Here is a 25,864-nt window from a genome sequence, read left to right on the forward strand (position 1 = left end):
GCCGTCAGGCGCGGGCGAACGTCCCCGAGAACGCGGTCCAGGACTCCGGCGCGAGGCGCACGGTCGTCGTCCCGCCCGCGGTGCCCGTGACGGCGGACGCCACGTCGACGGAGGACCAGCACGTCTCGGCCACCTTCGCGGCGTGCTCGGGACCGTGCACGGCCGGCTCGTGGTCGGCGACCATCTGGTGACCCTCGGTGAGCGCGAGCGCGGCGCCGACGTGCGCCAGGTCGACCTCGACGACTCGGTCGGTGCGGTTCGTGAGGAACAGCCCCAGCGCGCCGTCGTCGCCGACGGTCGCGGCCGCCGTGACGGTGGGGGCCGCGCCGTGGCGCGTGGTCTCGTACGACGGCGCCTCGACGCGCACGTCCAGCGCGGTGCCCTGGGCGAGCCGCGCGGTGGTGGCGAACGGGTGGAAGGTGGGCTGACGCCACGCCTCCCCGCCGGGCTCGGTCATGATCGGGGCGATGACGTTGACGAGCTGCGCCAGCGCGGCGACCGGGACGCGGTCGGCGTGGTTGAGCAGGGTGACCAGGAGGTCGCCCACGACGACGGCGTCCAGCCCGGAGTAGACGTCCTCGATGATGCGCGGGGCGTCACGCTGGATGGGCAGGTTGGACTCGCCGGGGAACCGGGTCTCGAGGTACCAGACGTTCCACTCGTCGAAGGAGATGGTGATCTTCTTGTCCGACCGCCGCTCGGCCCCGACGGCGTCGGCCGAGGCGACGACGCGGTCGATGAACTGGTCCATCGCCGTGCCGGACGCGAGGAAGGACCGGCGGTCGCCGCCGTGCTCCTCGTAGTACGCGTGCATCGAGATGTGGTCGACGATGTCGTACGTGTAGGACAGCACGACGCGCTCCCACTCGCCGAAGGTCGGCATCTGCATCGAGCTGGACCCGCAGACGACGAGCTCGATGGAGGGGTCCACGAGCTTCATCGCCTTGCCGGCCTCGGCGGCGAGCTTGCCGTACTCGTGGGCGTCCTTGTGGCCGATCTGCCAGGGGCCGTCCATCTCGTTGCCGAGGCACCAGAGCTTCACGCCGTAGGGCTCGGTGCGGCCGTTGGCGATGCGCAGGTCGGCCCAGCGGGTGCCGGCCTCGCCGTTGCAGTACTCGAGGAGGGCCGCGGCGGCGTCGACGCCCCGGGTGCCGAGGTTGACGGCCATCATCGGCTCGATGCCCTCGCGCTCGGCCCACTGCAGGAACTCGTCGGTGCCCACGAGGTTGGGCTCGACGGTGCGCCAGGCCAGGTCCAGGAAGGGCTTGCGCTCCTCCACCGGGCCGACGGCGTCCTCCCAGACGTAGTTGGACACGAAGTTGCCCCCGGGGTAGCGCACCATCGGGACGCCGAGCTCGGTGATGAGGTCCGCGACGTCGCGACGGAAGCCGTGCTCGTCGGCCTGCGCGTGCTCGGGCTCGTAGATGCCGGTGTAGACGGCGCGGCCGAGGTGCTCGACGAACGAGCCGAACAGGCGCCGGTCGACGGTGCCCCGCCGGAAGTCGGGGTGGAGGGTGATGCGGGCGTCAGCCATGTCTGTTCCTCTGCGAACGGAGCGGGGTGGTACCGCCTTTGGTTACAACGATGTAGAGTTAATCACAGTCATCGGGCGACGCACCAGCCGGCATCGAGTGGCCTACGCTGTGGCGCGTCGACCAGGAGGAGAGTCACATGGCAGTGACCATGCACGACGTGGCGCAACGGGCCGGCGTCTCGATCAAGACCGTCTCGAACGTCGTCAACGGGTACCCGCACATCCGGCCCGAGACGCGGCGTCGTGTCCAGGACGCGATCGACGAGCTGGGCTACCGGCTCAACACGACCGCCCGCAACCTGCGCCAGGGGCGCACCGGCATGATCGGGCTGGCTCTGCCGGAGCTGTCCCTGCCGTACTTCGCCGAGCTGGCGGACTCCGTCATGCGCGCCGCCGAGGCCCGCGGCGTGGTGGTGCTGCTGGAGCAGACGGGCGCGCAGCGGGAGCGCGAGCTCCAGGCGCTCGACTCGCCCCACCGTCGGCTCACCGACGGGCTGCTGTTCTCCCCGCTGGCCCTCGAGCCCGAGGAGACCGAGCGGCTCCAGGTCGACTACCCGATGGTCCTCCTCGGCGAGCGCATGTTCGGCCCGGTCGACCACGTCACGATGGCCAACGTCGAGGCGGCCAGGGCGGCCACCCTGCATCTCGTCGAGCGCGGGTGCCGCCGGATCGCGACGGTCGGTGCGCACCCCGGCGAGACCATGGGGTCCGCCCGGCTGCGCCTCGACGGGTACCGCAAGGCGCTCGCCGAGGCGGGGCTACCCTTCGACCCCGACCTGGTCGCCGACGCCGGGCTCTGGCACCGCTCGACCGGCGCCGAGGCCATGACACGGCTGCTCGACGCCGGGGTGCAGCTCGACGGCGTCTTCGCCATGAACGACGCCCTCGCGCTCGGTGCGCTGCACGTGCTCCACACCCGGGGCGTCGCGGTGCCGCGCGACGTGGCGGTCATCGGCTTCGACGACATCGACGACGCCCGCTACTCCGAGCCGCTGCTGAGCACGGTCGACCCCGGGCGGGAGCAGATCGCCGGCACCGCCGTGGACCTGCTGCTGGAGCGCATCGCCGGATCCACGGTCGCGCCTCGACGCGTCGTCGCGGACTTCCGCATCGTCGCCCGGGAGTCGTGCCTGCTGGGGCAGGACGTGCACTGACACGCGCGGCCGGCACGGCGCGCGCCGTGGTGCGGTGACGATCGGGTCACGACGGCACGAGGGGGTTGCGGACCGGATGTACAACGGTGTAAAAATGGTCCTACTCCGATCTACAACGTTGGAGAGAAGGCACCGCGGTCGGTGACCTTTCGCCGGAGGCCAAGGCGGCCCCCGCGCACATCAAGGAGGAACTTCGAATGCGCATCTCACAGCGACGTGGAGCAGCAGCCGTCGCGGCCACCGTGGCGGCCGGTGCGATCCTCACCGCCTGCTCGTCCGGCGGGTCCGAGGACGGCCAGACCGACGCAGGGTCCGCCGCCGGCGGCGAGGACGCGACCTGCACGAACGAGATCCTGAACGCCGACGCTCCCCAGGTGAGCGTCTGGGCCTGGTACCCCGCCTTCGAGTCGGTCGTGGACCTCTTCAACGAGACCCACGACGACGTCCAGGTCTGCTGGACGAACGCCGGTCAGGGCGCCGACGAGTACAACAAGTTCTCGACGACCATCGAGGCCGGCAGCGGTGCGCCCGACGTCATCATGCTCGAGTCCGAGATCCTGCCGACCTACACGATCCTCGACTCGCTGGTCGACCTGTCGGAGTACGGTGCCGGCGAGCTGGAGAGCCAGTTCACCACCGGTTCCTGGTCGGACGTCTCCAACGGCGACTCGGTCTACGCCGTCCCCGTGGACGGCGGCCCGATGGGCATGCTGTACCGCGCCGACATCTTCGACGAGTACGGCGTCGAGCCCCCCACCACGTGGGACGAGTTCGCCCAGGCGGCCCAGGACCTGCGGGACGCCGGCTACGACGGCTACATCACGAACTACCCGACCAACGGCAATGCGCTGAACTACGCGCTGTTCGCCCAGAACGGCTGGTCGCCGTTCGAGTACGACAACGCGAACCCGGCCGAGATCGGCATCGACGTCGCCACGCCGGAGGCCGAGGAGGTCCTGTCCTACTGGAACGACCTCATCGAGTCCGACCTGGTCGCCACCGACGACGCCTTCACCTCCGACTACAACACGAGCCTGGTCGACGGCACCTACGCCGTCTACCTCGCCGCCGCGTGGGGCCCGGGCTACCTGCAGGGTCTGTCCGACGCCGACTCGGGCGCCGAGTGGAAGGCGGCACCGCTGCCGCAGTGGGACCCGGCGAACCCGGTCCAGGTCAACTGGGGCGGCTCGACCTTCGCCGTGACCGAGCAGGCCGCCGACCCCGAGCTGTCCTACACCGTCGCCAGCGAGCTGTTCGGCACGATGGACGCCTGGGAGCTCGGCATCGACGAGGCGGCGCTGTTCCCGCAGTGGCTCGAGGCGCTGGAGTCGGACTTCTTCGTCGAGAAGGAGTACGAGTTCTTCGGCGGGCAGCAGATCAACAAGGACGTCTTCATCGAGGCCGCGAACGGCTACGAGGGCTTCTCCTTCAGCCCGTTCCAGGTCTACGCCTACGACCAGCAGACGCAGGCGCTGTACGACATGGTCGAGTCCGGCGGCGACGCCGCCGGCGCGCTGCAGACCATCCAGGACGCCCTGGTGACCTACGCCCAGCAGCAGGGCTTCACCGTCAAGTGATGGCAGGGCCGCCGGTCCGGGCGACCGGGCCGGCGGCCCTCCCTCTCACGCAGGATCGCGCAGGGAGAAACCATGACAACGTCGTCGACGGCAGTCGACCAGACTGCCGGACCCGCGGCTGCGGGTGCACGCGGCGGCAAGCTCCGCAGGAGCTCGTCCACCAGCACCATCGACAGCAAGCGGCAGTGGTGGGGATGGATCTTCACCACCCCGTTCACCATCGTCTTCGTGCTGTTCCTCATCGTGCCGCTCTCCTACGCGTTCTGGATGAGCCTGCACAACAAGGGGATCGCCACCGGCGGTGAGTCGGTCTTCGTCGGGATCGACAACTACGTCCGCGCCTTCACCGACCCGATCTTCCTCGACGGGCTGCTGCTGGTGGCACGGTTCGTGGCCGTGATGGTCCCGATCCAGATCGGCGTCGCGCTGCTGTGCGCGCTGGTGCTCGACACGCTCGCCACGCAGCTCAGCAAGGCCTCGCGGCTGCTCATCTTCGTTCCGTACGCCGTCCCGGCGGTCATCGGCGCCCTGATGTGGGGCTTCCTCTACAGCCCGCGCTTCGGGCCCGCCCAGGACCTCTTCGGGCTTTTCGGCCTCGCGGCGCCCGACTTCCTCAGCTCGTCGATGATCTTCACCTCGCTGGTGAACATCGTGACGTGGCAGTGGGTCGGCTACTACATGATCATCATCTACGCCGCCCTGCGGACCATCGACCCCTCGGTCTACGAGGCCGCCCGCATCGACGGCGCGAACGGCGCCCAGATCGCGCTGCGCATCAAGGTGCCGATGGTGTCGTCGTCGATGGTCATGGTCGTGATCTTCTCGTTGATCGGCACGCTGCAGTTCTTCACCGAGCCCACGGTGCTGCGCTCGGTCGCGCAGGGCGCGATCCCGCCGGACTACACGCCGAACATGTACGCGTACTCGCTGGCGTTCTCGTACAGCCAGTTCAACTACGCGTCCACGATCGCCTTCGCACTGGGCATCTTCGTGTTCATCGGGTCGTACCTCTTCCTGTACCTGACCCGCAAGCAGAGCGGACTGAAGTCATGACTACGGACCTCGAGACGACCCAGGCCCCGTCGCGTCGTACCCGGCGCGCGAGCTCCAAGAACAGCCGGCGGATCGGTTCGCACGCGTTCCTGCTGATCATGGCGCTGTACTTCGTCATCCCGCTGTGGTTCCTCATCGTCGGCTCGACCAAGTCCAACAGCGGGCTGTTCGTCGGGTCCGGCGGGGCGCTGTGGTTCAACGACGAGTTCAACCTCGTCGAGAACATCCGCGGGCTCTTCGAGCACCAGGGCGGGATCTACTGGATCTGGCTGCGCAACTCGTTCGTCTACGCCTTCGCCGGCGGGGTCGGCGCCACCGTGCTGGCGGTCTTCGCCGGGTACGGCCTGGCCAAGTACCGGTTCCGGGGGCGTGGTGCCTACTTCACCGTGCTGCTCGGGTCCGTCATGGTGCCGCTGACGGCGCTGACGATCCCCACGTTCGTGCTGCTCAGCGACATCGGCCTGATCAACACCATGTGGGCGGTCATCCTGCCCTCCCTGCTCAGCCCGATCGGCGTCTACCTGATCCGCGTCTACTCCCAGGACGCGATCCCGGACGAGATGCTCGACGCGGGCCGCGTGGACGGCGCCGGGGAGCTGCGGCTCTTCTTCCGGGTGTCGTTGCCGCTGCTGCGTCCCGCCATGGTGACGGTGCTGCTGCTCGCGACGGTGTTCAGCTGGAACAACTTCTTCCTCCCGCTGGCCGTGCTGCGCGACACCGACCTGCTGCCGGTGACGGTCGGCCTGAACCAGTGGCAGGCCCTGTCGAACGCCGGTGCCGGCGGCGAGCAGGTGTGGAACCTCATCGTCACCGGTGCGCTGGTGTCGATCATCCCGCTGATCGCCGCGTTCCTCGGCCTGCAGAAGTACTGGCAGGGCGGGCTCTCCCTCGGGTCGATCAAGTAGTCGACCCGACCCCACGCCCCGGTGGGCACCGCTCCCGCGGTGCCCACCGGACCCATCGTCGTCCCCACCGCGGGGGAGGAATCATGCTGTCCGCATCCGTCACCGTCGACCCGGCCTTCGTCGTCGGACCCGTGCGTCGTCGCACGTTCGGTTCGTTCGTCGAGCACCTGGGCCGTTCCGTCTACACCGGGATCCACGACCCCGAGCACCCGACCGCCGACGCCGACGGGTTCCGCGGCGACGTCGTCGAGCTCACCCGAGAGCTGGGCGTCTCGACCGTCCGCTACCCGGGCGGCAACTTCGTCTCCGGCTACCGCTGGGAGGACGGCATCGGCCCGGTCGAGGACCGCCCGCGCCGTCTCGACCTGGCCTGGCACTCCACCGACCCCAACCTGGTCGGGGTCGACGAGTTCATGCGCTGGGCCGAGCGCACCGGCGTCGAGCCCATGATGGCCGTCAACCTCGGCACGCGCGGCGTGCAGGAGGCGCTCGACCTGCTCGAGTACTGCAACGTCCCCGGCGGCACCGCCTGGAGCGACCTCCGTCGAGCGAACGGCGCCGAGGAGCCGTACCGCGTGTCGATGTGGTGCCTGGGCAACGAGATGGACGGGCCGTGGCAGATCGGCGCGAAGACCGCCGCCGAGTACGGCCGCCTCGCCGCCGAGACCGCGCGGGCCATGCGCATGATCGACCCGGACCTCGAGCTGGTCGTGTGCGGGTCGTCCAACTCCGGCATGCCCACCTTCGGCGCCTGGGAGCACACGGTGCTCACCGAGGCGTACGAGCACGTCGACCACGTCTCGGCGCACGCCTACTACTACGAGGAGGACGGCGACCTCGCCTCGTTCCTCGCGTCGGCCGTCGACATGGACCACTTCGTCGACTCCGTCGCGGCCACCGCCGACGCCGTGCGGGCAGCCGGCAAGCACACCAAGCGGATCCACATCTCGTTCGACGAGTGGAACGTCTGGTACCAGAAGCGCGCCGAGTCCCGTCCGCCGTCGGGCGACGACTGGCCGGTCGCACCCGTGCTCCTCGAGGACCGGTACAACGTGGCCGACGCCGTCGTGGTGGGCAACCTGCTCATCAGCCTGCTGCGGCACACCGACCGCGTGCACGCGGCCTCGCAGGCCCAGCTCGTCAACGTCATCGCGCCGATCATGACCGAGCCGGGCGGCCGGAGCTGGAAGCAGACGATCTTCCACCCGTTCGCCCTGACCTCCCGGCACGCGGCGGGCGAGGTGCTGCGTCTGGCGATCGACGCGCCGACGACCGACACGGCCCGCTTCGGCGAGGTCCCCGTGCTCGACGCCGTGGCCACCCACGACGCCGGGACCGGGGAGGTCGTGGTGCTGGCGACGAACCGGTCGGTCACCGACGAGGTCACGCTCGACGTCGACCTGCGCGGCTTCGAGGGGCTGCGGGTCGTCGAGGCGCTCACCCTGTCCAACCCCGACCACACCTGGACGGCCACCGCCGACGACGACTCGTCGGTCGCACCCCGGCCCAACGCGACCGCGCAGGTCGCCGACGGTCGGCTCGGCGCCGTCCTGCCGCCGGTGTCGTGGAGCATCGTCAGGCTCGGGCCCGCGGCGTGAGCCGCTGGCGCGCCGTCGTCGGCCTCGTCGCCGTCGTCGTGATCGGTGCCGGGGTCGCGCTCGCCGCGCTCCGGCCCTGGCAGACGGCGAGCGAGCCCGAGCCGCTGGCCCTGGAGGGCGACCTGGCCACCCACGACCCGGCGCTCGTCGTCGGGGACGAGGGCGAGCCCTGGTTCGTCTACTCCACCGGCGCCCCGGGCAAGTCCCGGGGCGCCCCGCTGGTCCACCGGTCCGACGACGGCGGGACCACCTGGGAGGCCGCCGGGACGGCCTGGTCGACCGACGAGGACCCGCAGTGGGTCCGCGACTCGATCGACGGTGTCGAGCACTTCTGGGCGCCGGAGCTCGTCGAGCACGACGGCACCTGGTACCTGTACTACTCGGCCTCGACCTTCGGCTCGAACACGTCGGCCATCGGACTGGCCACCGGGTCCACGCTGGACCCGGAGGACCCGGACTACGGCTGGACCCACCAGGGCGCGGTCTGGCGCTCGCAGGCCGGCGACCCCTACAACGCCATCGACCCCGGGGTGATCACGGACGCCGACGGCACGCCGTGGTTGTTCTACGGCTCCTTCTGGGAGGGCATCCACGTGCTGCCCCTCGACCGGCCCTCGGGGATGCCGGCGGAGGACGCCGACCCCGTGCAGGTGGCGAGCCGGCCCGGCGTCACGAACAACCCGATCGAGGCGCCGTACGTCGTCGAGCGGGACGGCTGGTACTACCTGTTCGTCTCGTGGGGGAAGTGCTGCTCCGGCGTCAGCTCGACCTACTCGATCCACGTCGGGCGCTCCCGCGACGTCACCGGTCCCTTCGTGGACGCCGACGGCGTGGACATGGCCGACGGCGGCGGGACGCTCGTGCTCGGGTCGCGCGACTCCCTGATCGGCCCGGGAGGGCAGTCCCTCTCGGAGGGCTACCTCGCTTACCACTTCTACGACGGCGACAACGCCGGCGCCCATCGGCTCGCGATCCAGCGGCTCGGCTGGGACGACGGCTGGCCGGTGGCGACGACGACGGTGCCGGAGCCCTGACCGGGCCGGACCGGCCCCGTGTGTTCGGCCCACGCCCCGACGGGCCGGTCCGGCGCTGCTAGGATCGGGGGCGTCGTGACTGGCGTGCAGGTGGATCACCACCGGGGAGCGACATGCTGTGCTGACGACGGGTCGGTCGCCTGGGCCCGGTCGGTAACGACAACCGTGGAACCGCCGACACAGCAGGAGACGCCCCCATGAGCACTCCCGACCCCACGTTCGACGCCCCTCTCGCCGAGGTCGACCCGGAGATCGCCGCCGTCCTCGACGGCGAGCTGGCCCGGCAGCGCGACACCCTCGAGATGATCGCGTCGGAGAACTTCGTCCCCCGCGCCGTGCTGCAGGCACAGGGCTCGGTGCTGACGAACAAGTACGCCGAGGGCTACCCCGGTCGCCGCTACTACGGCGGCTGCGAGCAGGTCGACATCGCGGAGAACCTCGCGATCGAGCGGGCCAAGGCGCTGTTCGGCGCCGAGTACGCCAACGTCCAGCCGCACTCCGGCGCCCAGGCGAACGCCGCCGTCCTGCACGCGCTCATCAAGCCCGGCGACAAGATCATGGGTCTCGAGCTGGCGCACGGCGGCCACCTCACGCACGGCATGAAGATCAACTTCTCCGGCAAGCTCTACGACGTCGCCGGGTACGGCGTCGACCCGCAGACCTACCGGATCGAGATGGACGAGGTGCGCAAGCGGGCCCTGGAGCACCGCCCCGACGTCATCATCGCCGGCTGGTCGGCCTACCCGCGCGAGCTCGACTTCGCGGCCTTCCGCGAGATCGCCGACGAGGTCGGCGCCAAGCTCTGGGTCGACATGGCCCACTTCGCCGGCCTCGTGGCCGCGGGTCTGCACCCGTCGCCGGTGCCGCACGCCGACGTCGTCTCCTCGACCGTGCACAAGACCATCGGCGGCCCGCGCTCCGGTTTCATCCTGTCCTCGGACGAGCACGCCAAGAAGCTCAACTCCGCGGTGTTCCCCGGCCAGCAGGGCGGCCCGCTCATGCACGTCATCGCCGGCAAGGCGGTGGCGTTCAAGATCGCGGGCACCGACGCGTTCGTCGAGCGTCAGGAGCGCACCCGCCGCGGCGCGCGCATCATCGCCGACCGTCTCGCCCAGGCCGACGTCGCCGAGACGGGGGTGTCGGTGCTCACCGGCGGCACCGACGTCCACCTGGTGCTCGTGGACCTGCGGAACTCCGCGATGGACGGCCAGCAGGCCGAGGACCTCCTGCACTCGGTCGGCATCACGGTGAACCGCAACGCGGTCCCGTTCGACCCGCGCCCGCCGCGCGTGACCTCGGGTCTGCGGATCGGTACCCCGGCGCTGGCGACCCGCGGGTTCGGCGACGCCGAGTTCACCGAGGTGGCCGACATCATCGCCGCCGCCCTGCGCGAGGGCACCGCGGCCGACGCCGAGGCGCTCAAGGCCCGCGTCGCGAAGCTCACCGCGGACTTCCCGCTCTACCCGGGGCTGTCCCAGTGACCGCGCAGAAGCTGGACGGCAAGGCGACCGCCGCCGCGATCAAGGACGAGCTCCGCGGGCGTGTCGCCGCGCTGCGCGAGCAGGGGATCACGCCGGGCCTGGGCACGCTGCTCGTGGGCGACGACCCCGGCTCCCAGTGGTACGTCGCCGGCAAGCACCGCGACTGCGCCGAGGTCGGCATCGAGTCCCTCCGCGAGGACCTGCCGGCCGACGCCACGCAGGCCGACATCGAGGCCGCCGTCGCGCGCCTCAACGACGACCCGGCCTGCACCGGCTTCATCGTCCAGCTCCCGCTCCCGCCGGGGATCGACACGAACCGCGTCCTCGAGCTCGTCGACCCGGCCAAGGACGCCGACGGGCTGCACCCGACGAACCTGGGCCGGCTCGTGCTGCGCGTGAGCGGGGACATCACCTCCCCGCTGCCGTGCACGCCGCGCGGCATCGTCGAGCTGGTCGAGCGGCACGGCGTCGACTGGGCGGGCAAGGAGGTCGTGGTCCTCGGCCGCGGCGTGACGGTGGGCCGCCCGATCGGGCTGCTGCTGACCCGCAAGTCCGTCAACGCCACCGTGACGCTGACGCACACCGGCACCCGTGACCTACCGGACCTGGTGCGCCGGGCCGACGTCGTGATCGCGGCGGCGGGGGTCGAGGGCATCGTCACCGCCGACATGGTCAAGCCGGGTGCGGTGCTCATCGACGTCGGCGTCTCACGGCGCACCGACCCCGAGACCGGCAAGTCGCGGGTGGTGGGCGACATCGCGCCCGAGGCCCGCGAGCAGGCGGCCTGGTACTCGCCGAACCCCGGGGGAGTGGGCCCGATGACTCGGGCGATGCTCCTGGCGAACGTCGTCGACACCGCCGAGCGTCAGGCCGGTTGAGGTCGGTCGGCGTCGACGTGGTGACTCCTGCCCGTGTCGCGATCGCGTTCACGCGCCCTGGGGCGCTCCGCTTCGGGATCGACGACCGCGACACGGGCGGGAGCCGCCCGTCGTGTCGAGTCCGGCGTCCTACTCGCAGCCGAGCTCGGCGGTGACGTCCGTGTTCGCGGACTGCACCTCCTGAGCCTGGGCGGAGATCTGCTGCGCGGCCTCGCCCAGCGTGGCGTCGTCGTCCAGGTCGTCGACGGCGTCGCTCAGCTCGTCCCAGGCGTTCTCCAGCTCCTCGGCGCGGTCCTCGGCCACGTCGCCCAGCGACTCCTCCAGGTCGTCCCAGGCGTCGTCGACGGCGTCGCGGGCGTCCTCGACCTCGCCGACGGTCGGTTCGGACCCGAGCGTGCCGACGAGATCGCCGAGGGCCGCCGTGTAGGTGTCCCAGTCGGTGCAGGCGTCGGCGGTGTTCTCCTCGGGGGAGTCGCCGCCGCAGGCGGTCAGGGTGCCGACGGCCAACGCGGCCGTGGCGGCGGTGGCCCAGAGGCGTGTGGTGCGCATGGAGATGCTCCTTCGACGTCGCGAGGTGGTGGACGGGCGGTCGCCGCGGACGGCCCGCTGCGATGATGCGACACTCCAGACAATTCCGCATCCGGTAGGTCGTTCCCCGGCCGGTGCGATGAGTTCCGTGCGGCGTCGTCGTCCCCCCTGCATGCCCCGACCCGCGGGGCCGTGCCGAGGAGGGACGACATGATCACCGTGCGACCGCACCTGTGGTTCGGGAACGACCGGGCGCTCGAGGCGGCGGCGTTCTACGCCGACCACATCCCCGGTTCCAGCGTGGACCGTGTGCTGACGGCATCGGAGGGCATCCCGGGAGCGACGGCGGGCGCTCCGTTCATCGTCGAGTTCACCGTCTGCGGGCTCGAGGTCGTGGGGCTCAACGCCGGACCCGCGCTGCAGCTCGACGAGGCGTTCAGCCTCTACCTGCTTTGCGACGACCAGGCGGAGGTCGACCACTACTGGGACCTCCTGACCGCCGACGGCGGCAAGCCCGGGCCGTGCGGCTGGTGCACGGACCGCTTCGGCGTGAGCTGGCAGGTGATCCCCCGCCAGCTCGAGGAGCTGTGCGGCGACTACACCACGGCCGCGAACCAGCGCACCGTGCAGGCCATGCTGCAGATGGGCAAGATCGACGTCGCGACGCTGGAGGCCGCCCACCGCGGTGAGTGAGGCGCGTCGCTGACGGCGTCGGCGACGTGTGGTGGGATGGCGCGCGTGCTGACTGTCGCCACCGCCAACGTCAACGGGATCCGAGCCGCCGTCCGCCGCGGCATCGACGACTGGATCGCCCGGTGGGATCCGGACGTCCTGCTCCTGCAGGAGGTCCGTGCTCCCGACGAGCTGGTCCGGGCCCACTTCGCCGACCGCCACGTCGCGCACGTGCCGAGCCGGCTCAAGGGACGGGCGGGTGTCGCGGTGGTCTCGCGGCTGCCCCTCGCCGCGGTGCGCGACGGCGTCGAGGCGGACGACGTCGCCGAGCCCGACGTCGACAGCGGGCGCTGGCTCGAGGCCGACCTCGAGCTCGGTGACGGGGGCCGTCTCACGGTCGTCTCGGCCTACCTCCACTCGGGGTCCGCCAAGCCCGGCCAGGAGCACACGATGACCGCGAAGTACGCCCATCTCGACAAGGTCTCCCGGCGGCTGGACGCGCTCGCCGCGGGGTCGGACCCGGTCCTGGTGGCGGGTGACGTGAACATCGCCCACCGCGAGGTCGACATCGCGAACTGGAAGGGCAACCTGAAGAGCTCGGGGTTCCTGCCGGACGAACGGGCGTACCTCGACCGCTGGTTCGAGGCGGGCTGGACGGACCTGGGCCGCGCCCACGGCGGCGAGGGGCCGGGGCCGTACACCTGGTGGACCTGGCGGGGGCAGGCGTTCGACAACGACCGGGGCTGGCGGATCGACTACCACCTCGCCAACCCGCCGCTCGCGGACCGGGCCGTGAAGGTGCAGGTGGACCGGGCGCCGTCCTACGACGCGCGGTGGAGCGACCACGCCCCGGTGGTGGCGACCTACGACCTCGGCTGACGAGGTCAGGTGAACGTGTGATGCACGAAACCGTGCGTGTTCATCTTCTGTTTACCTGACGGCTGGGATGGCGTCATCCACGACTGGTTCTCTCAGGAGTGCCATGACGTGAGGCGGCTCCGCGGGGAGCCGCCTCCACCCTGACGGGAGCCGCTACATGACCGACGTCGTCCCCCAGACGTCCTTGACCGCCGCGAACGACGCGCAGGTCGAGCCGAAGCGTCTGCGCAGTCCTTTCGAACGGTTCGGGCTGACCGGCCGGCCGCTGCGCACCGCGAACTGGCTCGGCGTCGTCGCCGGCGTCTACGTGCTCATCACGGCCGTGGAGCTCATCGGCTCCGGGTTCAAGGCGTCGACGGGCAGCGCGGCCGAGGACCTCTTCGCGTTCGCGTCGAACCCGTTCGTGGCCCTCATGGTCGGCGTGCTGTTCACCGCCGCCACCCAGTCGAGCTCGACCACGACCTCGGTCACCGTCGGTCTCGTGGCCGGCGGGCTCCCGATCGAGATCGCGATCCCGATGCTCATGGGCGCCAACATCGGCACCACGCTGACCAACACGCTGGTCAGCCTGGGCATGGCGCGCGACCGGGAGAGCTTCCGGCGGGCCTTCTCCGCGGCGACCGTGCACGACTTCTTCAACCTGCTCGCCGTCGCGATCTTCCTCCCGCTCGAGATGGCGTTCGGCCTGCTGCAGCGTGCTTCCTCCTGGCTCGCCGCCTCCACCTCGGGCGGTGACGGCGGATTCGTCGCGACCGCCTTCTCCGCGGTCGGCACCGCCGTGGACACGGTCACCGAGCCGCTGGCGAACCTGCTCGAGGCCGGGACCTCGTTCCTGCCCGACCCGTGGCACGGCGTGCTCATGATCGTCCTCGGCATCGGCCTGATCCTCGGCGTCATCAACTGGCTCGGACGCCTGCTCAAGGTGCTCATGGTGGGCAAGGCCGCCGAGATGCTCCACGCGTCCGTGGGCCGCGGCCCGATCAGCGGCGTCGCCAGCGGCGCGGCCGTGACGATGATGGTCCAGTCCTCCTCGACGACGACGAGCCTGATGATCCCGCTGGCCGGTTCGGGGACCTTCTCCTTGAAGCAGGTCTACCCGTTCACCGTCGGCGCCAACATCGGCACCACGATCACCGCGCTCATCGCCGCCTTCGCCTTCACCGGTGCCGAGGGCGAGCTCGCGCTGCAGGCTGCGTTCGTGCACGTGCTGTTCAACGTCTTCGCCGCGCTGGTGATCTTCGGTCTGCCGCTCCTGCGTCAGGTGCCGCTCCGCGGAGCCGTGTGGCTGGGCGACGTCGCCGCCACGAACAAGCTCTGGGCGGCCGGTTGGGTGCTCGGTGTGTTCGTCGGCGTCCCGATGGCGCTCATCGCCCTGACCGCCGTCCTGTGACCACGCCGCACGACCGGCCCGACCGGTCCTCGACGGAGCGCAGCGAGGACATCGCCGCGCTGGAGCAGGAGCTGGCCCGCGTCGTGGCCGAGGCGGAGGCCCGCCTGGCCGAGGTGCGTCGAGAGCTGGCCGAGCGGCGCCTGCAGGAGGCCCAGCACGCCGAGATCGACCGGCTCGAGGAGCATCTCGCCAACGCCACCGTGCGCTGGCGCGAGGTGGGGGAGTTCTTCGAGGACGCGCTGCAGCAGCTGCGTAGCGGTCGGCCCGACGACGAGCCTGCGCCGGGAGCGGCACCGGCGTCCGACGACCTGGGCCCGTCGCCGGCGGAGGACTCCCCGGCCTGACGCGCCGGTCCCTCCCGCCGGGTTCGGCCGCCACGGTCCGGCCGAGGCGGTCCGACCGCCGCCCCGGGCGTGCTCAGTGCGCCGGGGACGACGGCGGCGCGAGCAGGAACCCGGGAGCCGTGAGACCGGCGGCGACGAACGCCTCGTGCACGGCGGCCGCGACCGTGTCGACCTGATCGGCGCGCACCAGCGCGATCGCCGAGCCGCCGAAGCCGCCACCCGTCATCCGGGCCCCGAGCGCGCCGGCGGCGAGCGCCGTGTCGACGACGAGGTCCAGCTCGCGGGCCGAGACCTCGTAGTCGTCGCGCAACGAGACGTGCGAGGCGTTCATCAGCGGCCCGACCTCGTCGACGCGTCCGTCGCGCACGAGAGCCGCGAAGTCCTCGGTGCGGGCGATCTCGGTGACCACGTGACGCACCCGCCGGCGCAACACGTCGCCGTCGTCGGCTTCCGCGAGCCGGGTCAGCTGCTCCTCGAGATCGCCCGGGGAGATCTCCCGGAGCGAGCCGACGCCGAGCGTGTCGGCGGCGCGCTCGCAGGACGCGCGTCGCGCGGCGTACTGGCCGTCCACCAGGGCGTGCTCGGCGCGGGTGTCGACCACGAGCAGGGTCAGACCGGCCCCGGCGAGGTCGAACGGGACGGCGTCGGCCGACTCCAGCGCGGACAGGCCCGGCCGGCAGTCGAGCAGGAGCGCGTGGCCGGTCGAGCAGCGCAGCGACGCCGCCTGGTCCATGCCGCCGGTCGGTGCCCCGGCGATCTCGTTCTCGGCACGCACGCACGCGGCGGCCAGGTCGGCGCGACCGGCGTCGTCGGCCGCGAGGCCGAGCCCGTGCACGGCGTCGAGCGCCACCGCGACGGCGCACTCGAGCGCCGCGGAGGACGACAGGCCGGCACCGAACGGGACGCAGGAGTCCACGACGGCGTCGAAGCCTCCGACGTCGTGCCCCGCGGCGCGCAGCGCCCAGGCCACGCCGGCCACGTAGGCGCCCCAGCCCTTGGTGTCACCGGGGGCGACGTCGGCCAGGCGGGTCTCCCAGGTCTCGCCCCGGGCCTGCGCGGACGAGAGCCGCACGACGTCGTCCGGGCGGCCCCGCAGCGCCACGTACGTGCGGTGGGGGAGAGCCACCGGCAGGGCCAGGCCGGCGTTGTAGTCGGTGTGCTCGCCGATCAGGTTCACGCGGCCCGGCGCGGACCAGACCCCGTCGAGGTCGGCGTCGCTGCCGAAGACCTCGCGGAACAGGGTGCGGACGCGTGCGGCGCCGTCGTCGGCGGACCAGGACTCGAGCCACTCGGGAGACGTCATGGCCCCCAGTATGGAGGACCGGCACGCTGTCCCGGCGGGACGTCCGGCCACCGGTCCGCGGAGCGGACACCCGGCGACCGGCGGACCGGTCACCGGGACCGCCCGGGGGCTCAGCCGACCGGGGTGACCCCGAGCCGGCGGCCGGCCAGGCCACGCTCCCGCCCGGCGAGCTGCCGGGCGACGTCGCGCAGCACACGGGCCCCGGGAGCCTCCGGGTCGCTGAGGACGACCGGGGTGCCCTCGTCACCACCCTCGCGCACGGCCACGTCGAGCGGCACCTGGCCGAGCAGCGGGACGTCCTGCCCGACGACGGTGCTGAGCCGCTGCGCGACGGTGCTCCCGCCGCCGGCGCCGAAGACCTCGAGGCGCGTGCCGTCGTGCTGCTCCAGCCACGACATGTTCTCGACGACGCCGATCACGCCCTGCGAGGTCTGGGTGGCCACCGACCCGGCCCGCTCGGCAACCTCGGCGGCGGCCGTCTGGGGGGTCGTGACCACGAGGATCTCGCTGCCGGGCAGGAGCTGGGCGACCGAGATGGCGATGTCGCCGGTGCCGGGCGGCAGGTCGAGCAGCAGCACGTCCAGGTCGCCCCAGAACACGTCGGAGAGGAACTGCTCGAGCGCGCGGTGCAGCATGGGCCCGCGCCACACGACCGGCTGGCCCTGGGGCACGAACATGCCGATGGACACCACCTTGACGCCGTGCGCGATCGGCGGCAGCAGCATGGAGTCGACCCGGGTGGGCTGCCGGTCGACGCCGAGCATGCGGGGGATGGAGAAGCCGTAGATGTCGGCGTCGACGACCCCGACGGTGAGCCCGTCGGCCGCCATCGCCGCGGCGAGGTTGGCCGTGACGCTCGACTTGCCGACCCCGCCCTTGCCCGAGGCCACCGCGTAGACCTTCGTCAGGCTGTCCGGCTGCGCGAACGGGATGCTCGGGTCCCCGCTGCCGCCCCGGAGCCGGGACCGCAGCGACTGGCGCTGCTCGGGGGTCATGACGCCCAGGTCGACGTCGACCCGGCCGACGCCCTCGACCGCGCGGGTCGCCGCCGTCACGTCGGTCACGAGCGTGTTCTTCATCGGGCACCCGGCGATGGTGAGGTCCACCCCCACGGTGACGTGGGCGCCGTCCGCGGGGTCCTGCGCGGCCTCGACCTCGATCGAGCGGATCATGTCCAGCTCGGTCAGGGGGCGGCGGATCTCCGGGTCGACGACCCCGGACAGGGCGTCGCGGACGCGGGCCTCGAGATCGGTGGTGCTCATGCCTCGATCCTACGGACCGCGACCGACCGTCCGGACCCATCGGGAGAAAACTAGTCCAGTGGTCTTGATTTATGGGGTGAGTGTGTGCCTGAATGAACCGGTGACCAAGTACCACGCCGTCCGGGACCAGATCCTCGACCGCCTCGAACAGATGGCTGCCGGAGAGCAGCTGCCGCCGGAGCGCGATCTCGCTCCTGAGCTCGGCGTCTCGCGCATGACCCTGCGGCGCGCCATCGACGAGCTCGTGGCGCGCGGTGTCGTCCGGCGCCGGCACGGTGCGGGCGTGTTCGCCCTCGGACCCAAGGTGGACCAGGGGCTGATGGCGACCTCGTTCACTGCCGACATGCGCGCGCGGGGGCTGCGGGCAGGTTCTCGGGTGCTGGCCTTCGAGGTCGGCAGCGCCGGCGTCCGCATCGGGCGCAGGCTGCAGATCGACCCGGCGGAGGAGGTCGTGCAGATCACCCGTCTCCGGCTGGCCGACGACGTGCCGATGGCCCTCGAGGAGCTGCACGTGCCCCGGAGTCTCGTGCCCGGGCTCGTGGCGGAGGACCTCGAGGGCGGCTCCTTCTACGAGCTGCTGGACTCCCGCTACGGCCAGGTCGTCGCGCGCGGCGTCCAGACCATCGAGCCCACCGTGCTGGACGACCAGGAGGCCGGCGACCTCGACGTGCCCGTGCACTCGCCGGCCCTGCAGTTCGAGCGCACCTCCTGGAATCCCGACGGTGACGTGGTCGAGTTCGTCCGGTCGGTCTACCGCGGTGACCGCTACAAGATCCGCACCGAGCTGCCGGTGCGCGTCGGCCGGGACGGAGGATCGGCATGATCGTCGCGGGGACGATGGGTGGTACCTCGGCGGACGGGCTCGACGTGGCCCTGGTCGAGATCGGCCCGGAGGAAACGACGGACGACGCGCTGGTGATGCGTGTTCTGGCGACGCGTGAGGTGGCCTTCGACGACGCGCTCGCGCTCGACATCCTGCGCCTGATCGCGCCTGGCGACGTGCCGCTCGACCTGGTCAGCAGCGTCGACACGCGGCTCGGCCAGGCCTGTGCGGCGGCTGTCGACGAGCTGTGCCGGACGACCGGGCTCTCGTGCGAGCTCGTCGTGATGCACGGACAGACGATCCGGCACGACGTGGTGGACGGACGGGTCACGGGCACGTGGCAGATCGGCCAGCCTGCCTGGGTCGCCGAGACGACGGGAGCGCCCGTGCTGTCCGACGTCCGTGCGCGCGACGTCACCGCGGGCGGCCAAGGCGCTCCGCTCGCCGGGATCCTCGACGGGCTGCTCCTTGCGGGGGCCGAGGAGCCCTCTGCGCTGCTCAACCTCGGCGGCATCGCAAATCTCACCGTGGTCGCCCCGGGCCGTGACCTGGTCGCGTTCGACACGGGACCGGCGAACGCGCTGATCGACCTCATGGCCCGGCGCATCACCGGGGATCGGCGCGGGTACGACCGTGACGGAGCGCTGGCAGCCCGAGGGCAGGTCGACCCCGCGCTGCTCGACGACCTGCTCGCCGAGCCCTACTACGGTCGCGCGACCCCGAAGTCGACCGGCAAGGAGCTCTTCCACGGCGGCTATCTCGACCGGTACCTGGACGGGCGCCGGGACGTGTCGGATCTCGACGTGATCGCTACGCTCACCCGGCTCACCGCCCGCACGGTGGCCGACGCGTGCCGCCAGCACGACGTCCGGACGGTCGTCGCCTCCGGCGGCGGTACGCGCAACCCGTCGCTGATGGCTGCGCTGCGCGAGGAGCTCGGTCCCCGGGTGCCGCTCTCGACGACGGACGAGACTCTCGGCCTGCCCGAAGGTGCGAAGGAAGCCTGCCTCATGGCCCTCCTCGGATGGATGACGTGGCACGGCGTCCCCGCCACCACCCCGGCCGTGACCGGTGCGCGGCACGCCACGCTCGCCGGGCGCCTGACCCCCGGATCGGGTCCGCTCCGGTTGCCCGACCCGATCCCCCGCCCCCCGGTGCGACTGCGCGTCGCCCGCTGAGCCCGACCCCTCCCTGACCGCATCCCTGACGAAGGAGCACGGAGTGCTGCACACAGTCGACCTCTTGGTCATCATCGCCTACCTCGCCGCGACCGCCTGGCTCGGTCTCAAGCTCAGCGGACGGCAGTCCGGGCTGCGGGACTACTTCCTCGGCGGCCGGAACCTTCCGTGGTGGGCGGTCTGCCTGTCCGTGGTCGCCACCGAGACCAGCGCCCTGACGGTGGTCGGGATCCCGGTGATGAGCTTCCTCGGGGACATCTCCTACCTGCAGGTGGCGATCGGCTACATCATCGGTCGCGTCATCGTGGCGTTCTTCATGCTGCCGCGCTACTACGACGGCGAGATGGTCACGGCCTACGCCTACCTGGGCAAGCGGTTCGGCCAGAGCACCCAGACGACGGCGGGCATCACCTTCCTCGTCACTCGGCTGATGGCCGACGGCGTGCGCGTGCTGGCCGCGGCGATCCCGCTGAAATTGATCCTCGACGGGATGGGGATCGAGACGAACTACTTCACGATCATCGTCGTGCTCGCGGTCGTGACGATCCTCTACACGTTCATCGGTGGCATCAAGGCCGTGGTGTGGGTCGATGTCGCGCAGATGTTCCTCTACGTGCTCGGGGGAGTCCTCACGATCGTCGTCGTGTCCGCCACCACCGGCGGCGGCTGGTTCACGGACGCCGCGGAGGCCGGCAAGCTCTCGATGTTCGTCTTCTCCGGAAACCCGATCTCGGACGCGTCGTCGTTCGTGCCCTCGCTCGTCGGCGGTGCCGTGTTCGCGATGGCTTCCCACGGCGCCGACCAGCTCGTGGTCCAGCGACTGCTGGCGTGCCGGACGAAGGTCGAGGCGCAGAAGGCGCTCATCTGGTCGGGGGTCGTGGTCTTCGTCCAGTTCGCCGTCTTCCTCGTCGTCGGCCTCGCCCTGTGGGGCTACTACGAGCAGCAGACCCCCGCGCAGCTCGGCCTGACCCGTGACGACGAGATCTTCCCGCTGTTCATCATCGAGGGGCTGCCGCAGGGCGTCTCGGGCCTGCTGCTCGCGGGCATCCTCGCAGCAGCGATGTCGACCCTGTCCTCCTCGCTGTCCGCGCTGTCCTCGTCGACGGTGACGGACGTCTACGGCCGGCTCAAGAAGTCGCCCGTCACGGACGCGCAGGGACTCCGCGTCGGGCGCTGGGCCACGATCGGTTGGGGCCTGGCCTTCATCGTCCCCGCGGCGTTCTTCCGGTCCGACGAAGGCAGCATCGTCATCCTGGCGCTGGGGATCGCCGGCATCACCTACGGCGGGCTGCTCGGTGCCTTCGTGTTCGGCATCGTCAACAAGCGTGCCGACGCGGTCGACGCCAACGTGGCCTTCGTGGTGGCGGTCGCCGTCAACGCGTTCTTCTTCGTGATGGAGAAGTTCGTCACGGGAGAGGTCTGGGTCGCCTGGCAGTGGTACCCGTTGCTCGGGGTGCTGGTGACGTTCGCCGTCGGCGGGCTGCTGTCGCTGCGTCACCCGGCCGCTGCCGTCGCCGCGCGTGACCGGGAGACCGTGCGATGACGCGCACCCTCCCGCCCACCGAGTCCCGCAACCCCCGGTCCGAGGGGCTCGACGATCTCAGCACCGCGGAGGTCCTGCGTCTGCTCAACGCCGAGGACCGGCACGCCGTCGACGCCGTCGGGCAGGTGCTGCCCGACCTCGCCCACGTCGTGGACGTCGCCGCGGAACGCTTCCGGCGGGGCGGCACCGTCCACTACTTCGGCGCAGGGACATCGGGACGCCTCGGGGTGCTCGACGCCAGCGAGCTCCTGCCCACCTTCAACCTCGAGCCCGGACGGGTCGAGGGCCACGTCGCGGGTGGCGAGGCAGCGCTCGTGCAGGCCGTGGAGAACGCCGAGGACTCCGAAGCGGACGGACGCCGGGAGGCGGCGGGCCTGACCGCCGACGACCTCGCGATCGGGCTCGCGGCGAGCGGCTCGACGCCGTACGTCGGTGGAGCGCTCGCGGCCGCGCGTTCCGCCGGCGCGTACACGGTGCTGGTCTCGAGCAACCCGGAGGCCCCCCTGGAGGGTCTGGCGGACACGAACATCGTGCTGCCGACCGGCCCCGAGGTGATCACCGGTTCGACACGGCTGAAGGCCGGCACGGCGCAGAAGCTCGTGCTGAACGGCTTTTCCACCGCGCTCATGATCGCGGTCGGACGCACGTGGAAGAACCTCATGGTCTCGGTGGTGGCGACGAACGCGAAGCTGCGGGAACGGACCGTCCGCATCCTGCGCGAGGCGACCGGACTGGACGACACCGCCGCCCGCGAGCTCCTGGACCGCACCGACGGCGAGCTCAAGACGGCGATCGTCGTGGCGCTCGGCGGGATCGGTGTCGACCGGTCGCGCGAGCTCCTCGGCACCTGGTCCGGTTCGGTCCGGGACGCGTTGACGGCCGCGTACGGCCGCGCACCGGAGGCACGCTCGTGATCACGATGGGTGTCGACCTCGGCGGGTCCGGGAGCCGGGTGGCGCTGAACCGCGGCGACGACGGCCCCCGGGAGGAGCTCGTCGGTCCGCCGATCGCCGTGGGGGAGACGGGCGCGACCGTCCCTGGGCTGCTGCAGCACCTCCTGCGGGAGGCTGCGACGCGGTGGCCCGTCGAGCTGTCGCAGGTCACCGGCGTCGGGGTCGGCGCCACCGGGCTCGCCTCCCTGGTCGAGAGCCCGTCGGCGGTCGCCGAGCAGGTCCGCACCGCGCTGGACGCGCCCGTCGTCGTCGCGATCGACGCCGTCGCCGCGCACCTTGGCGCCCTGGCAGGAGCCGAGGGGGCCGTCGTGGCGCTCGGCACCGGGGCGGTCGCCATCGGCCGGGGTGCGGACGGTCGGTGGCGGCGTGTCGACGGCTGGGGTCATCTCCTCGGCGACCGGGGCGGGGGCGCCTGGCTGGGACGTCGGGGTCTGGAGGCAGCGTTGCGAGCGTACGACGGGGTCGACGACGCCGGGTCCGCCCTGCTCGCGGCCGGCCGCCGCCGACTCGGCGAGCCGGTCACCTGGCCGGCCCAGCTCTACCCGCGGGCCGACCGTGCGGCGGTGCTGGCAGGCTTCGCCCCCGACGTCGTCGCCGCGGCGGCGACCGGGGACGAGGCTGCCCGGGCGCTCCTGACGGAGGCGGGCCGCGAGGCGGCCGACAGCGTCCTCGCCGCTCTCGATCCCGAGACGACGCCCCGGGTCGCCCTCACCGGTGGCCTGGCCAGGGCGGGAGGCGACCTGTCCGCCGGGTTCTCCGCACGCGTCGCGCAGCGCCGTCCGGACGTCGTCGTCCGCCCGCCGGCCGGGGACCCGCTCGACGGAGCGATGCACCTCGCGCGCCGTGCGGCGCGAGGCACGATCGTGACGCAGGAGGGATTCGTATGGGACTGACCGACGACCTGAGCCGGACGCTCGGCACCGAGCGGGTGCTGACCAGGGCGCTCGATCGCCACGCGCGGGCTCATGATGCCTCCCACTACCTGCTCGTCCCGGAGGTCGTCGCCGTGGCGGAGGACGCCGGCGACGTGGCACGGACGATGACGACGGCCCGTGCGCACGCCACGCCGGTCACCTTCAGATCCGGCGGCACGAGCCTGTCCGGGCAGGCCGCCGGAGCGGGCGTCCTGGTCGACACCCGACGCGGGTTCCGGCGAGTGGAGGTGCTCGACGACGGACGACGGGTCCGCGTCCAGCCCGGCGCCACGCTGCGCACGGTGAACGCCCGGCTCGCGCCGTTCGGCCGCGCGCTCGGTCCCGACCCTGCCAGCGAGGCGGCGTGCACGATCGGCGGCGTGATCGCCAACAACTCGTCCGGGATGGCGGCGGGGACGGAGCACAACAGCTATCGCACCCTGGAGTCGATGGTCGTGGTGCTCGCCTCGGGAACCGTCCTGGATACCGGGGCGCCCGGAGCGACGGACCGGCTGCGCGCCGAGGAGCCGGCGCTGTGCGCGGAGCTGGAGACCCTGCGCGACCGGGTGCGTTCCGACCCGGTCGTTGCGGAGGAGATCCGTCGACGGTTCGCCATGAAGAACACGATGGGCTACGCGCTCGACGCCTTCTGCGACTACAGCGACCCGGTCGACCTGCTGGCGCACCTGCTGGTCGGCTCCGAGGGGACGCTCGGCTTCGTGGCCGAGGCCGTGTTCCGCACTGTCCAGGTCCAGGGGGCCGCCGCGACAGGGCTGCTGGTGTTCGAGTCGGTCGATGACGCGACCCGCGCACTGCCCGCGCTGGTGGGCACCGGGGCGGCAGCGCTGGAGTTCATGGACTCGACCTCGTTGCGCGTCGCCCGGCGGTCCCCGGGGGCCCCCGAGTCGGTCACGGGCTTCCCTGTCGACGAGCACGCGGCGATCCTGGTCGAGTACCGCGCCGACGACGCGGACCTGCTCGCCGAGACCGTCGGAGCCGCCGAGGGGGTGCTCGACGGTCTCCCGACGGTCCTGCCGCTCCGCCTGACCCGTGACGATGCCGAACGAAGCGCGCTCTGGAAGGTGCGCAAGGGGCTCTACGCGACCGTCGCGGGGGCCCGGCCGCCGGGTACCACGGCTCTGCTCGAGGACATTGTGGTGCCCGTCGCCGAGCTCGCGGATACCTGTCGCGAGCTCCGTGACCTGCTGGCCGTGCACGGCTACGTCGACCCCGTCGTCTTCGGGCACGCGAAGGACGGAAACCTGCACTTCATGCTCACGCAGGACACGGAGGACCCGGCAGCCGTGTCGCGGCTGGCGGCGTTCACCGACGACCTCGTCGAGCTGGTGCTCCGGCACGGGGGCAACCTCAAGGCCGAGCACGGCACCGGCCGTGCGATGGCACCGTTCGTGGAGCGGCAGTACTCGCCCGCCCTGGTGGACGTCCTGTGGCGGGTCAAACGTGCCTTCGACCCGGCCGGGATCCTCAATCCCGGGGTCGTGCTCACCACGGACCGGCGCGCACACCTCACGGACCTCAAGCCGGTCGAGCCGGTCGACGCCGAGGTCGACCGGTGCGTCGAGTGCGGCTACTGCGAGCCGGTCTGCCCGAGCCGGGACCTGACGCTCACGCCACGGCAACGCATCGTGGCGCGGCGTGCCCGTGCCCGGGCCGAGGCACGTGGCGACGGCGCCCTGGTCGCCGAGCTCGACGAGCAGTTCGGCTACGACGGCGTGGACACCTGCGCGGCTGACGGCATGTGTGCGACGTCCTGCCCCGTCCAGATCGACACCGGTGCCCTCGTCAAGAGGCTGCGGCAGGAGCAGCGTGGCCGGTCCGAGCAGCGTGCATGGAGCGCCGCAGCATCGCACTGGGGCGCGGCGACCACGGTCGCCCGTGCCACGTTGAGCACCGCTGCTCGGCTCCCGGCGCCGTTCGTCCAGGTCCCGAACCGCGCGGCACGAGCCGTCGCGGGAGCCGACGACGTGCCGTGGTGGACGCCTGACTTGCCGGCAGGCGGCCGACCTCGCAGCCGGACCGACGGGGGCAGGGGGCTGCCGGGCGAGCCGGCGGCGATCTTCCTGCCCTCCTGCCAGGGTGCGATGTTCGCTCCGGCCACCGCGTCCGGCGGCGTCCAGACCGCGCTCGCCGTGCTGTGCCGCGCTGCCGGCGTCGGCCTCGTGCCGCTCGACGACGTCGACGCGCTGTGCTGCGGCACGCCGTGGTCGTCGAAGGGCTTCGACGACGGGCATCGTGTCATGGCCGAGCGCGTCCTCGATGCCGTCGACCGTGCTCGACGGGCGGCACGGCGATGGACCGGGCGGGACCTACCCGTCGTGGTCGACGCCACCTCGTGCACGGAGGGTGTAGCAGGTGTCATGGCGACCGCGCGTGCCTCGGGCGACCCGAGAGCCGCTCGCGTCGTCGACGCCGTTACGTTCGCCGTCGAGCACGTGCTGCCCCGCCTCGACATCGACGACGATCGTCGCGTCGACTCGGTGACGGTGCACCCGACCTGTTCCTCGACCCGTGCAGGGCTCGACGGTGACCTGCGTGTGCTGGCGAGTGCCGTCGCGCGCGACGTCCACGTGCCCGTCGACTGGGGATGCTGCGGGTTCGCCGGTGATCGCGGCATGCTCCACCCGGAGCTGACTGCCGCGGCGACGGCCGCGGAGGCTGCCGAGGTGTCGCGTCTGGCCGGTGCCGAACATGCGTCGTGCAACCGGGCCTGCGAGATCGGCATGAGCCGTGCGACCGGACGGTCCTACCGACATCTGCTCGAGATCGCCGCGGACGTCGTCGAGAGCTCAGTGTCGCTCGACGGTCCGGCCGTCGAGGTGGAGTGACCGACACAGGAAGGA

Annotated in this window: 22 protein-coding genes and 1 riboswitch; of the genes, 18 read left to right on the top strand and 4 right to left on the bottom strand. The window is 71.8% G+C overall.

The window, feature by feature from the left end; translation table 11 throughout:
- Nucleotides 1–4 precede the first annotated feature (4 nt).
- Complete coding sequence (locus tag PO879_RS04105) at nt 5–1,534, bottom strand: alpha-L-arabinofuranosidase C-terminal domain-containing protein (RefSeq protein ID WP_278236657.1); 1,530 nt, start codon at nt 1,532–1,534, stop codon at nt 5–7.
- A 137-nt stretch (nt 1,535–1,671) separates the two neighbouring features.
- Between PO879_RS04105 and PO879_RS04110 the strand changes: the two genes are divergently transcribed.
- The 8 genes from PO879_RS04110 to PO879_RS04145 all read left to right on the top strand — a co-directional run bounded on the left by PO879_RS04110 (nt 1,672) and on the right by PO879_RS04145 (nt 11,214).
- Entirely contained in the window at nt 1,672–2,688 is a 1,017-nt protein-coding gene (locus tag PO879_RS04110) for a LacI family DNA-binding transcriptional regulator (RefSeq protein ID WP_278236658.1), read from the top strand.
- Nucleotides 2,689–2,885: 197 nt separating this feature from the next.
- On the top strand, nt 2,886–4,265 hold the full coding sequence (locus PO879_RS04115; RefSeq protein ID WP_278236659.1) for an extracellular solute-binding protein: 1,380 nt from the start codon (nt 2,886–2,888) through the stop codon (nt 4,263–4,265).
- Between the two features lie 72 nt (nt 4,266–4,337).
- The gene (locus PO879_RS04120) at nt 4,338–5,318 is read left to right on the top strand and encodes a sugar ABC transporter permease (protein WP_278236660.1); all 981 of its coding nucleotides are present in this window, start codon (nt 4,338–4,340) and stop codon (nt 5,316–5,318) included.
- Entirely contained in the window at nt 5,315–6,223 is a 909-nt protein-coding gene (locus tag PO879_RS04125) for a carbohydrate ABC transporter permease (protein ID WP_278236661.1), read from the top strand. The genes PO879_RS04120 and PO879_RS04125 overlap by 4 nt, the downstream gene beginning before the upstream one ends.
- An 83-nt stretch (nt 6,224–6,306) precedes the next feature.
- Nucleotides 6,307–7,821 carry an alpha-N-arabinofuranosidase gene (locus tag PO879_RS04130; protein WP_278236662.1) on the top strand — a complete coding sequence of 505 codons (1,515 nt, stop codon included), beginning with the start codon at nt 6,307–6,309 and terminating at the stop codon, nt 7,819–7,821.
- Entirely contained in the window at nt 7,818–8,855 is a 1,038-nt protein-coding gene (locus tag PO879_RS04135) for an arabinan endo-1,5-alpha-L-arabinosidase (protein ID WP_278236663.1), read from the top strand. Before PO879_RS04130 ends, PO879_RS04135 begins: the two co-directional genes overlap by 4 nt.
- A gap of 65 nt (nt 8,856–8,920) precedes the next feature.
- Nucleotides 8,921–9,008: riboswitch (ZMP/ZTP riboswitch) on the top strand.
- Between the two features lie 44 nt (nt 9,009–9,052).
- Nucleotides 9,053–10,336 (top strand): serine hydroxymethyltransferase, encoded by a 1,284-nt coding sequence (gene glyA / locus PO879_RS04140; protein ID WP_278236664.1) that lies wholly within the window; start codon nt 9,053–9,055, stop codon nt 10,334–10,336.
- Entirely contained in the window at nt 10,333–11,214 is an 882-nt protein-coding gene (locus tag PO879_RS04145) for a bifunctional methylenetetrahydrofolate dehydrogenase/methenyltetrahydrofolate cyclohydrolase (RefSeq protein ID WP_278236665.1), read from the top strand. The genes glyA and PO879_RS04145 overlap by 4 nt, the downstream gene beginning before the upstream one ends.
- 129 nt (nt 11,215–11,343) lie before the next feature.
- On the opposite strand, the gene PO879_RS04150 is transcribed toward PO879_RS04145, so the two are convergent.
- Nucleotides 11,344–11,763 carry a hypothetical protein gene (locus PO879_RS04150; RefSeq protein WP_278236666.1) on the bottom strand — a complete coding sequence of 140 codons (420 nt, stop codon included), beginning with the start codon at nt 11,761–11,763 and terminating at the stop codon, nt 11,344–11,346.
- Nucleotides 11,764–11,952: 189 nt separating this feature from the next.
- Between PO879_RS04150 and PO879_RS04155 the strand changes: the two genes are divergently transcribed.
- The 4 genes from PO879_RS04155 to PO879_RS04170 all read left to right on the top strand — a co-directional run bounded on the left by PO879_RS04155 (nt 11,953) and on the right by PO879_RS04170 (nt 15,027).
- Nucleotides 11,953–12,435: a VOC family protein gene (locus tag PO879_RS04155; RefSeq protein WP_278236667.1), complete on the top strand. Its 483-nt coding sequence runs from the start codon at nt 11,953–11,955 to the stop codon at nt 12,433–12,435.
- Nucleotides 12,436–12,480: 45 nt separating this feature from the next.
- Complete coding sequence (locus PO879_RS04160; protein WP_278236668.1) at nt 12,481–13,293, top strand: exodeoxyribonuclease III; 813 nt, start codon at nt 12,481–12,483, stop codon at nt 13,291–13,293.
- A 157-nt stretch (nt 13,294–13,450) separates the two neighbouring features.
- On the top strand, nt 13,451–14,683 hold the full coding sequence (locus PO879_RS04165; protein WP_278236669.1) for a Na/Pi symporter: 1,233 nt from the start codon (nt 13,451–13,453) through the stop codon (nt 14,681–14,683).
- Nucleotides 14,680–15,027, top strand: coding sequence for a hypothetical protein (locus PO879_RS04170; protein WP_278236670.1), 348 nt, complete (start codon nt 14,680–14,682; stop codon nt 15,025–15,027). Before PO879_RS04165 ends, PO879_RS04170 begins: the two co-directional genes overlap by 4 nt.
- A gap of 73 nt (nt 15,028–15,100) precedes the next feature.
- Here PO879_RS04170 and galK read toward each other — a convergent pair whose 3' ends face one another.
- Both galK and PO879_RS04180 read right to left on the bottom strand, forming a co-directional pair.
- A complete protein-coding gene (galK, locus tag PO879_RS04175) occupies nt 15,101–16,330 on the bottom strand; it encodes a galactokinase (RefSeq protein WP_278236671.1) in 1,230 nt (409 codons plus the stop codon).
- A 110-nt stretch (nt 16,331–16,440) separates the two neighbouring features.
- Complete coding sequence (locus PO879_RS04180) at nt 16,441–17,592, bottom strand: Mrp/NBP35 family ATP-binding protein (protein WP_278236672.1); 1,152 nt, start codon at nt 17,590–17,592, stop codon at nt 16,441–16,443.
- A gap of 100 nt (nt 17,593–17,692) precedes the next feature.
- Here PO879_RS04180 and PO879_RS04185 point away from each other — a divergent pair, with 100 nt between their 5' ends.
- From PO879_RS04185 to PO879_RS04210, 6 genes are read left to right on the top strand one after another with little or no spacing between them, the layout of a single operon-like run.
- On the top strand, nt 17,693–18,415 hold the full coding sequence (locus PO879_RS04185; RefSeq protein WP_278236673.1) for a GntR family transcriptional regulator: 723 nt from the start codon (nt 17,693–17,695) through the stop codon (nt 18,413–18,415).
- Nucleotides 18,412–19,593 (top strand): anhydro-N-acetylmuramic acid kinase, encoded by a 1,182-nt coding sequence (locus PO879_RS04190; RefSeq protein WP_278236674.1) that lies wholly within the window; start codon nt 18,412–18,414, stop codon nt 19,591–19,593. Before PO879_RS04185 ends, PO879_RS04190 begins: the two co-directional genes overlap by 4 nt.
- A gap of 43 nt (nt 19,594–19,636) precedes the next feature.
- The gene (locus tag PO879_RS04195) at nt 19,637–21,136 is read left to right on the top strand and encodes a sodium:solute symporter (protein ID WP_278236675.1); all 1,500 of its coding nucleotides are present in this window, start codon (nt 19,637–19,639) and stop codon (nt 21,134–21,136) included.
- Complete coding sequence (murQ, locus tag PO879_RS04200; protein ID WP_278236676.1) at nt 21,133–22,050, top strand: N-acetylmuramic acid 6-phosphate etherase; 918 nt, start codon at nt 21,133–21,135, stop codon at nt 22,048–22,050. The genes PO879_RS04195 and murQ overlap by 4 nt, the downstream gene beginning before the upstream one ends.
- Nucleotides 22,051–22,055: 5 nt before the next feature.
- On the top strand, nt 22,056–22,982 hold the full coding sequence (locus tag PO879_RS04205) for a BadF/BadG/BcrA/BcrD ATPase family protein (protein WP_278237450.1): 927 nt from the start codon (nt 22,056–22,058) through the stop codon (nt 22,980–22,982).
- A complete protein-coding gene (locus tag PO879_RS04210; RefSeq protein ID WP_278236677.1) occupies nt 22,973–25,849 on the top strand; it encodes an FAD-binding and (Fe-S)-binding domain-containing protein in 2,877 nt (958 codons plus the stop codon). Before PO879_RS04205 ends, PO879_RS04210 begins: the two co-directional genes overlap by 10 nt.
- Nucleotides 25,850–25,864: the final 15 nt, after the last annotated feature.

Source organism: Isoptericola sp. AK164, assembly GCF_029643425.1.
GTDB classification, from domain to species: Bacteria; Actinomycetota; Actinomycetes; order Actinomycetales; family Cellulomonadaceae; genus Isoptericola; species Isoptericola haloaureus.

What these genes read in the sequence shown, in the direction of transcription:
- galK (WP_278236671.1), bottom strand. Translation starts at nt 16,330, where the DNA reads ATGACGTCTCCCGAGTGGCTCGAGTCCTGGTCCGCCGACGACGGCGCC.
- PO879_RS04210 (WP_278236677.1), top strand. Translation starts at nt 22,973, where the DNA reads ATGGGACTGACCGACGACCTGAGCCGGACGCTCGGCACCGAGCGGGTG.
- PO879_RS04125 (WP_278236661.1), top strand. Translation starts at nt 5,315, where the DNA reads ATGACTACGGACCTCGAGACGACCCAGGCCCCGTCGCGTCGTACCCGG.
- PO879_RS04105 (WP_278236657.1), bottom strand. Translation starts at nt 1,534, where the DNA reads ATGGCTGACGCCCGCATCACCCTCCACCCCGACTTCCGGCGGGGCACC.
- glyA (WP_278236664.1), top strand. Translation starts at nt 9,053, where the DNA reads ATGAGCACTCCCGACCCCACGTTCGACGCCCCTCTCGCCGAGGTCGAC.
- PO879_RS04180 (WP_278236672.1), bottom strand. Translation starts at nt 17,592, where the DNA reads ATGAGCACCACCGATCTCGAGGCCCGCGTCCGCGACGCCCTGTCCGGG.
- PO879_RS04165 (WP_278236669.1), top strand. Translation starts at nt 13,451, where the DNA reads ATGACCGACGTCGTCCCCCAGACGTCCTTGACCGCCGCGAACGACGCG.
- PO879_RS04205 (WP_278237450.1), top strand. Translation starts at nt 22,056, where the DNA reads ATGGGTGTCGACCTCGGCGGGTCCGGGAGCCGGGTGGCGCTGAACCGC.
- PO879_RS04130 (WP_278236662.1), top strand. Translation starts at nt 6,307, where the DNA reads ATGCTGTCCGCATCCGTCACCGTCGACCCGGCCTTCGTCGTCGGACCC.
- PO879_RS04150 (WP_278236666.1), bottom strand. Translation starts at nt 11,763, where the DNA reads ATGCGCACCACACGCCTCTGGGCCACCGCCGCCACGGCCGCGTTGGCC.
- PO879_RS04190 (WP_278236674.1), top strand. Translation starts at nt 18,412, where the DNA reads ATGATCGTCGCGGGGACGATGGGTGGTACCTCGGCGGACGGGCTCGAC.
- PO879_RS04110 (WP_278236658.1), top strand. Translation starts at nt 1,672, where the DNA reads ATGGCAGTGACCATGCACGACGTGGCGCAACGGGCCGGCGTCTCGATC.
- murQ (WP_278236676.1), top strand. Translation starts at nt 21,133, where the DNA reads ATGACGCGCACCCTCCCGCCCACCGAGTCCCGCAACCCCCGGTCCGAG.
- PO879_RS04155 (WP_278236667.1), top strand. Translation starts at nt 11,953, where the DNA reads ATGATCACCGTGCGACCGCACCTGTGGTTCGGGAACGACCGGGCGCTC.
- PO879_RS04115 (WP_278236659.1), top strand. Translation starts at nt 2,886, where the DNA reads ATGCGCATCTCACAGCGACGTGGAGCAGCAGCCGTCGCGGCCACCGTG.
- PO879_RS04120 (WP_278236660.1), top strand. Translation starts at nt 4,338, where the DNA reads ATGACAACGTCGTCGACGGCAGTCGACCAGACTGCCGGACCCGCGGCT.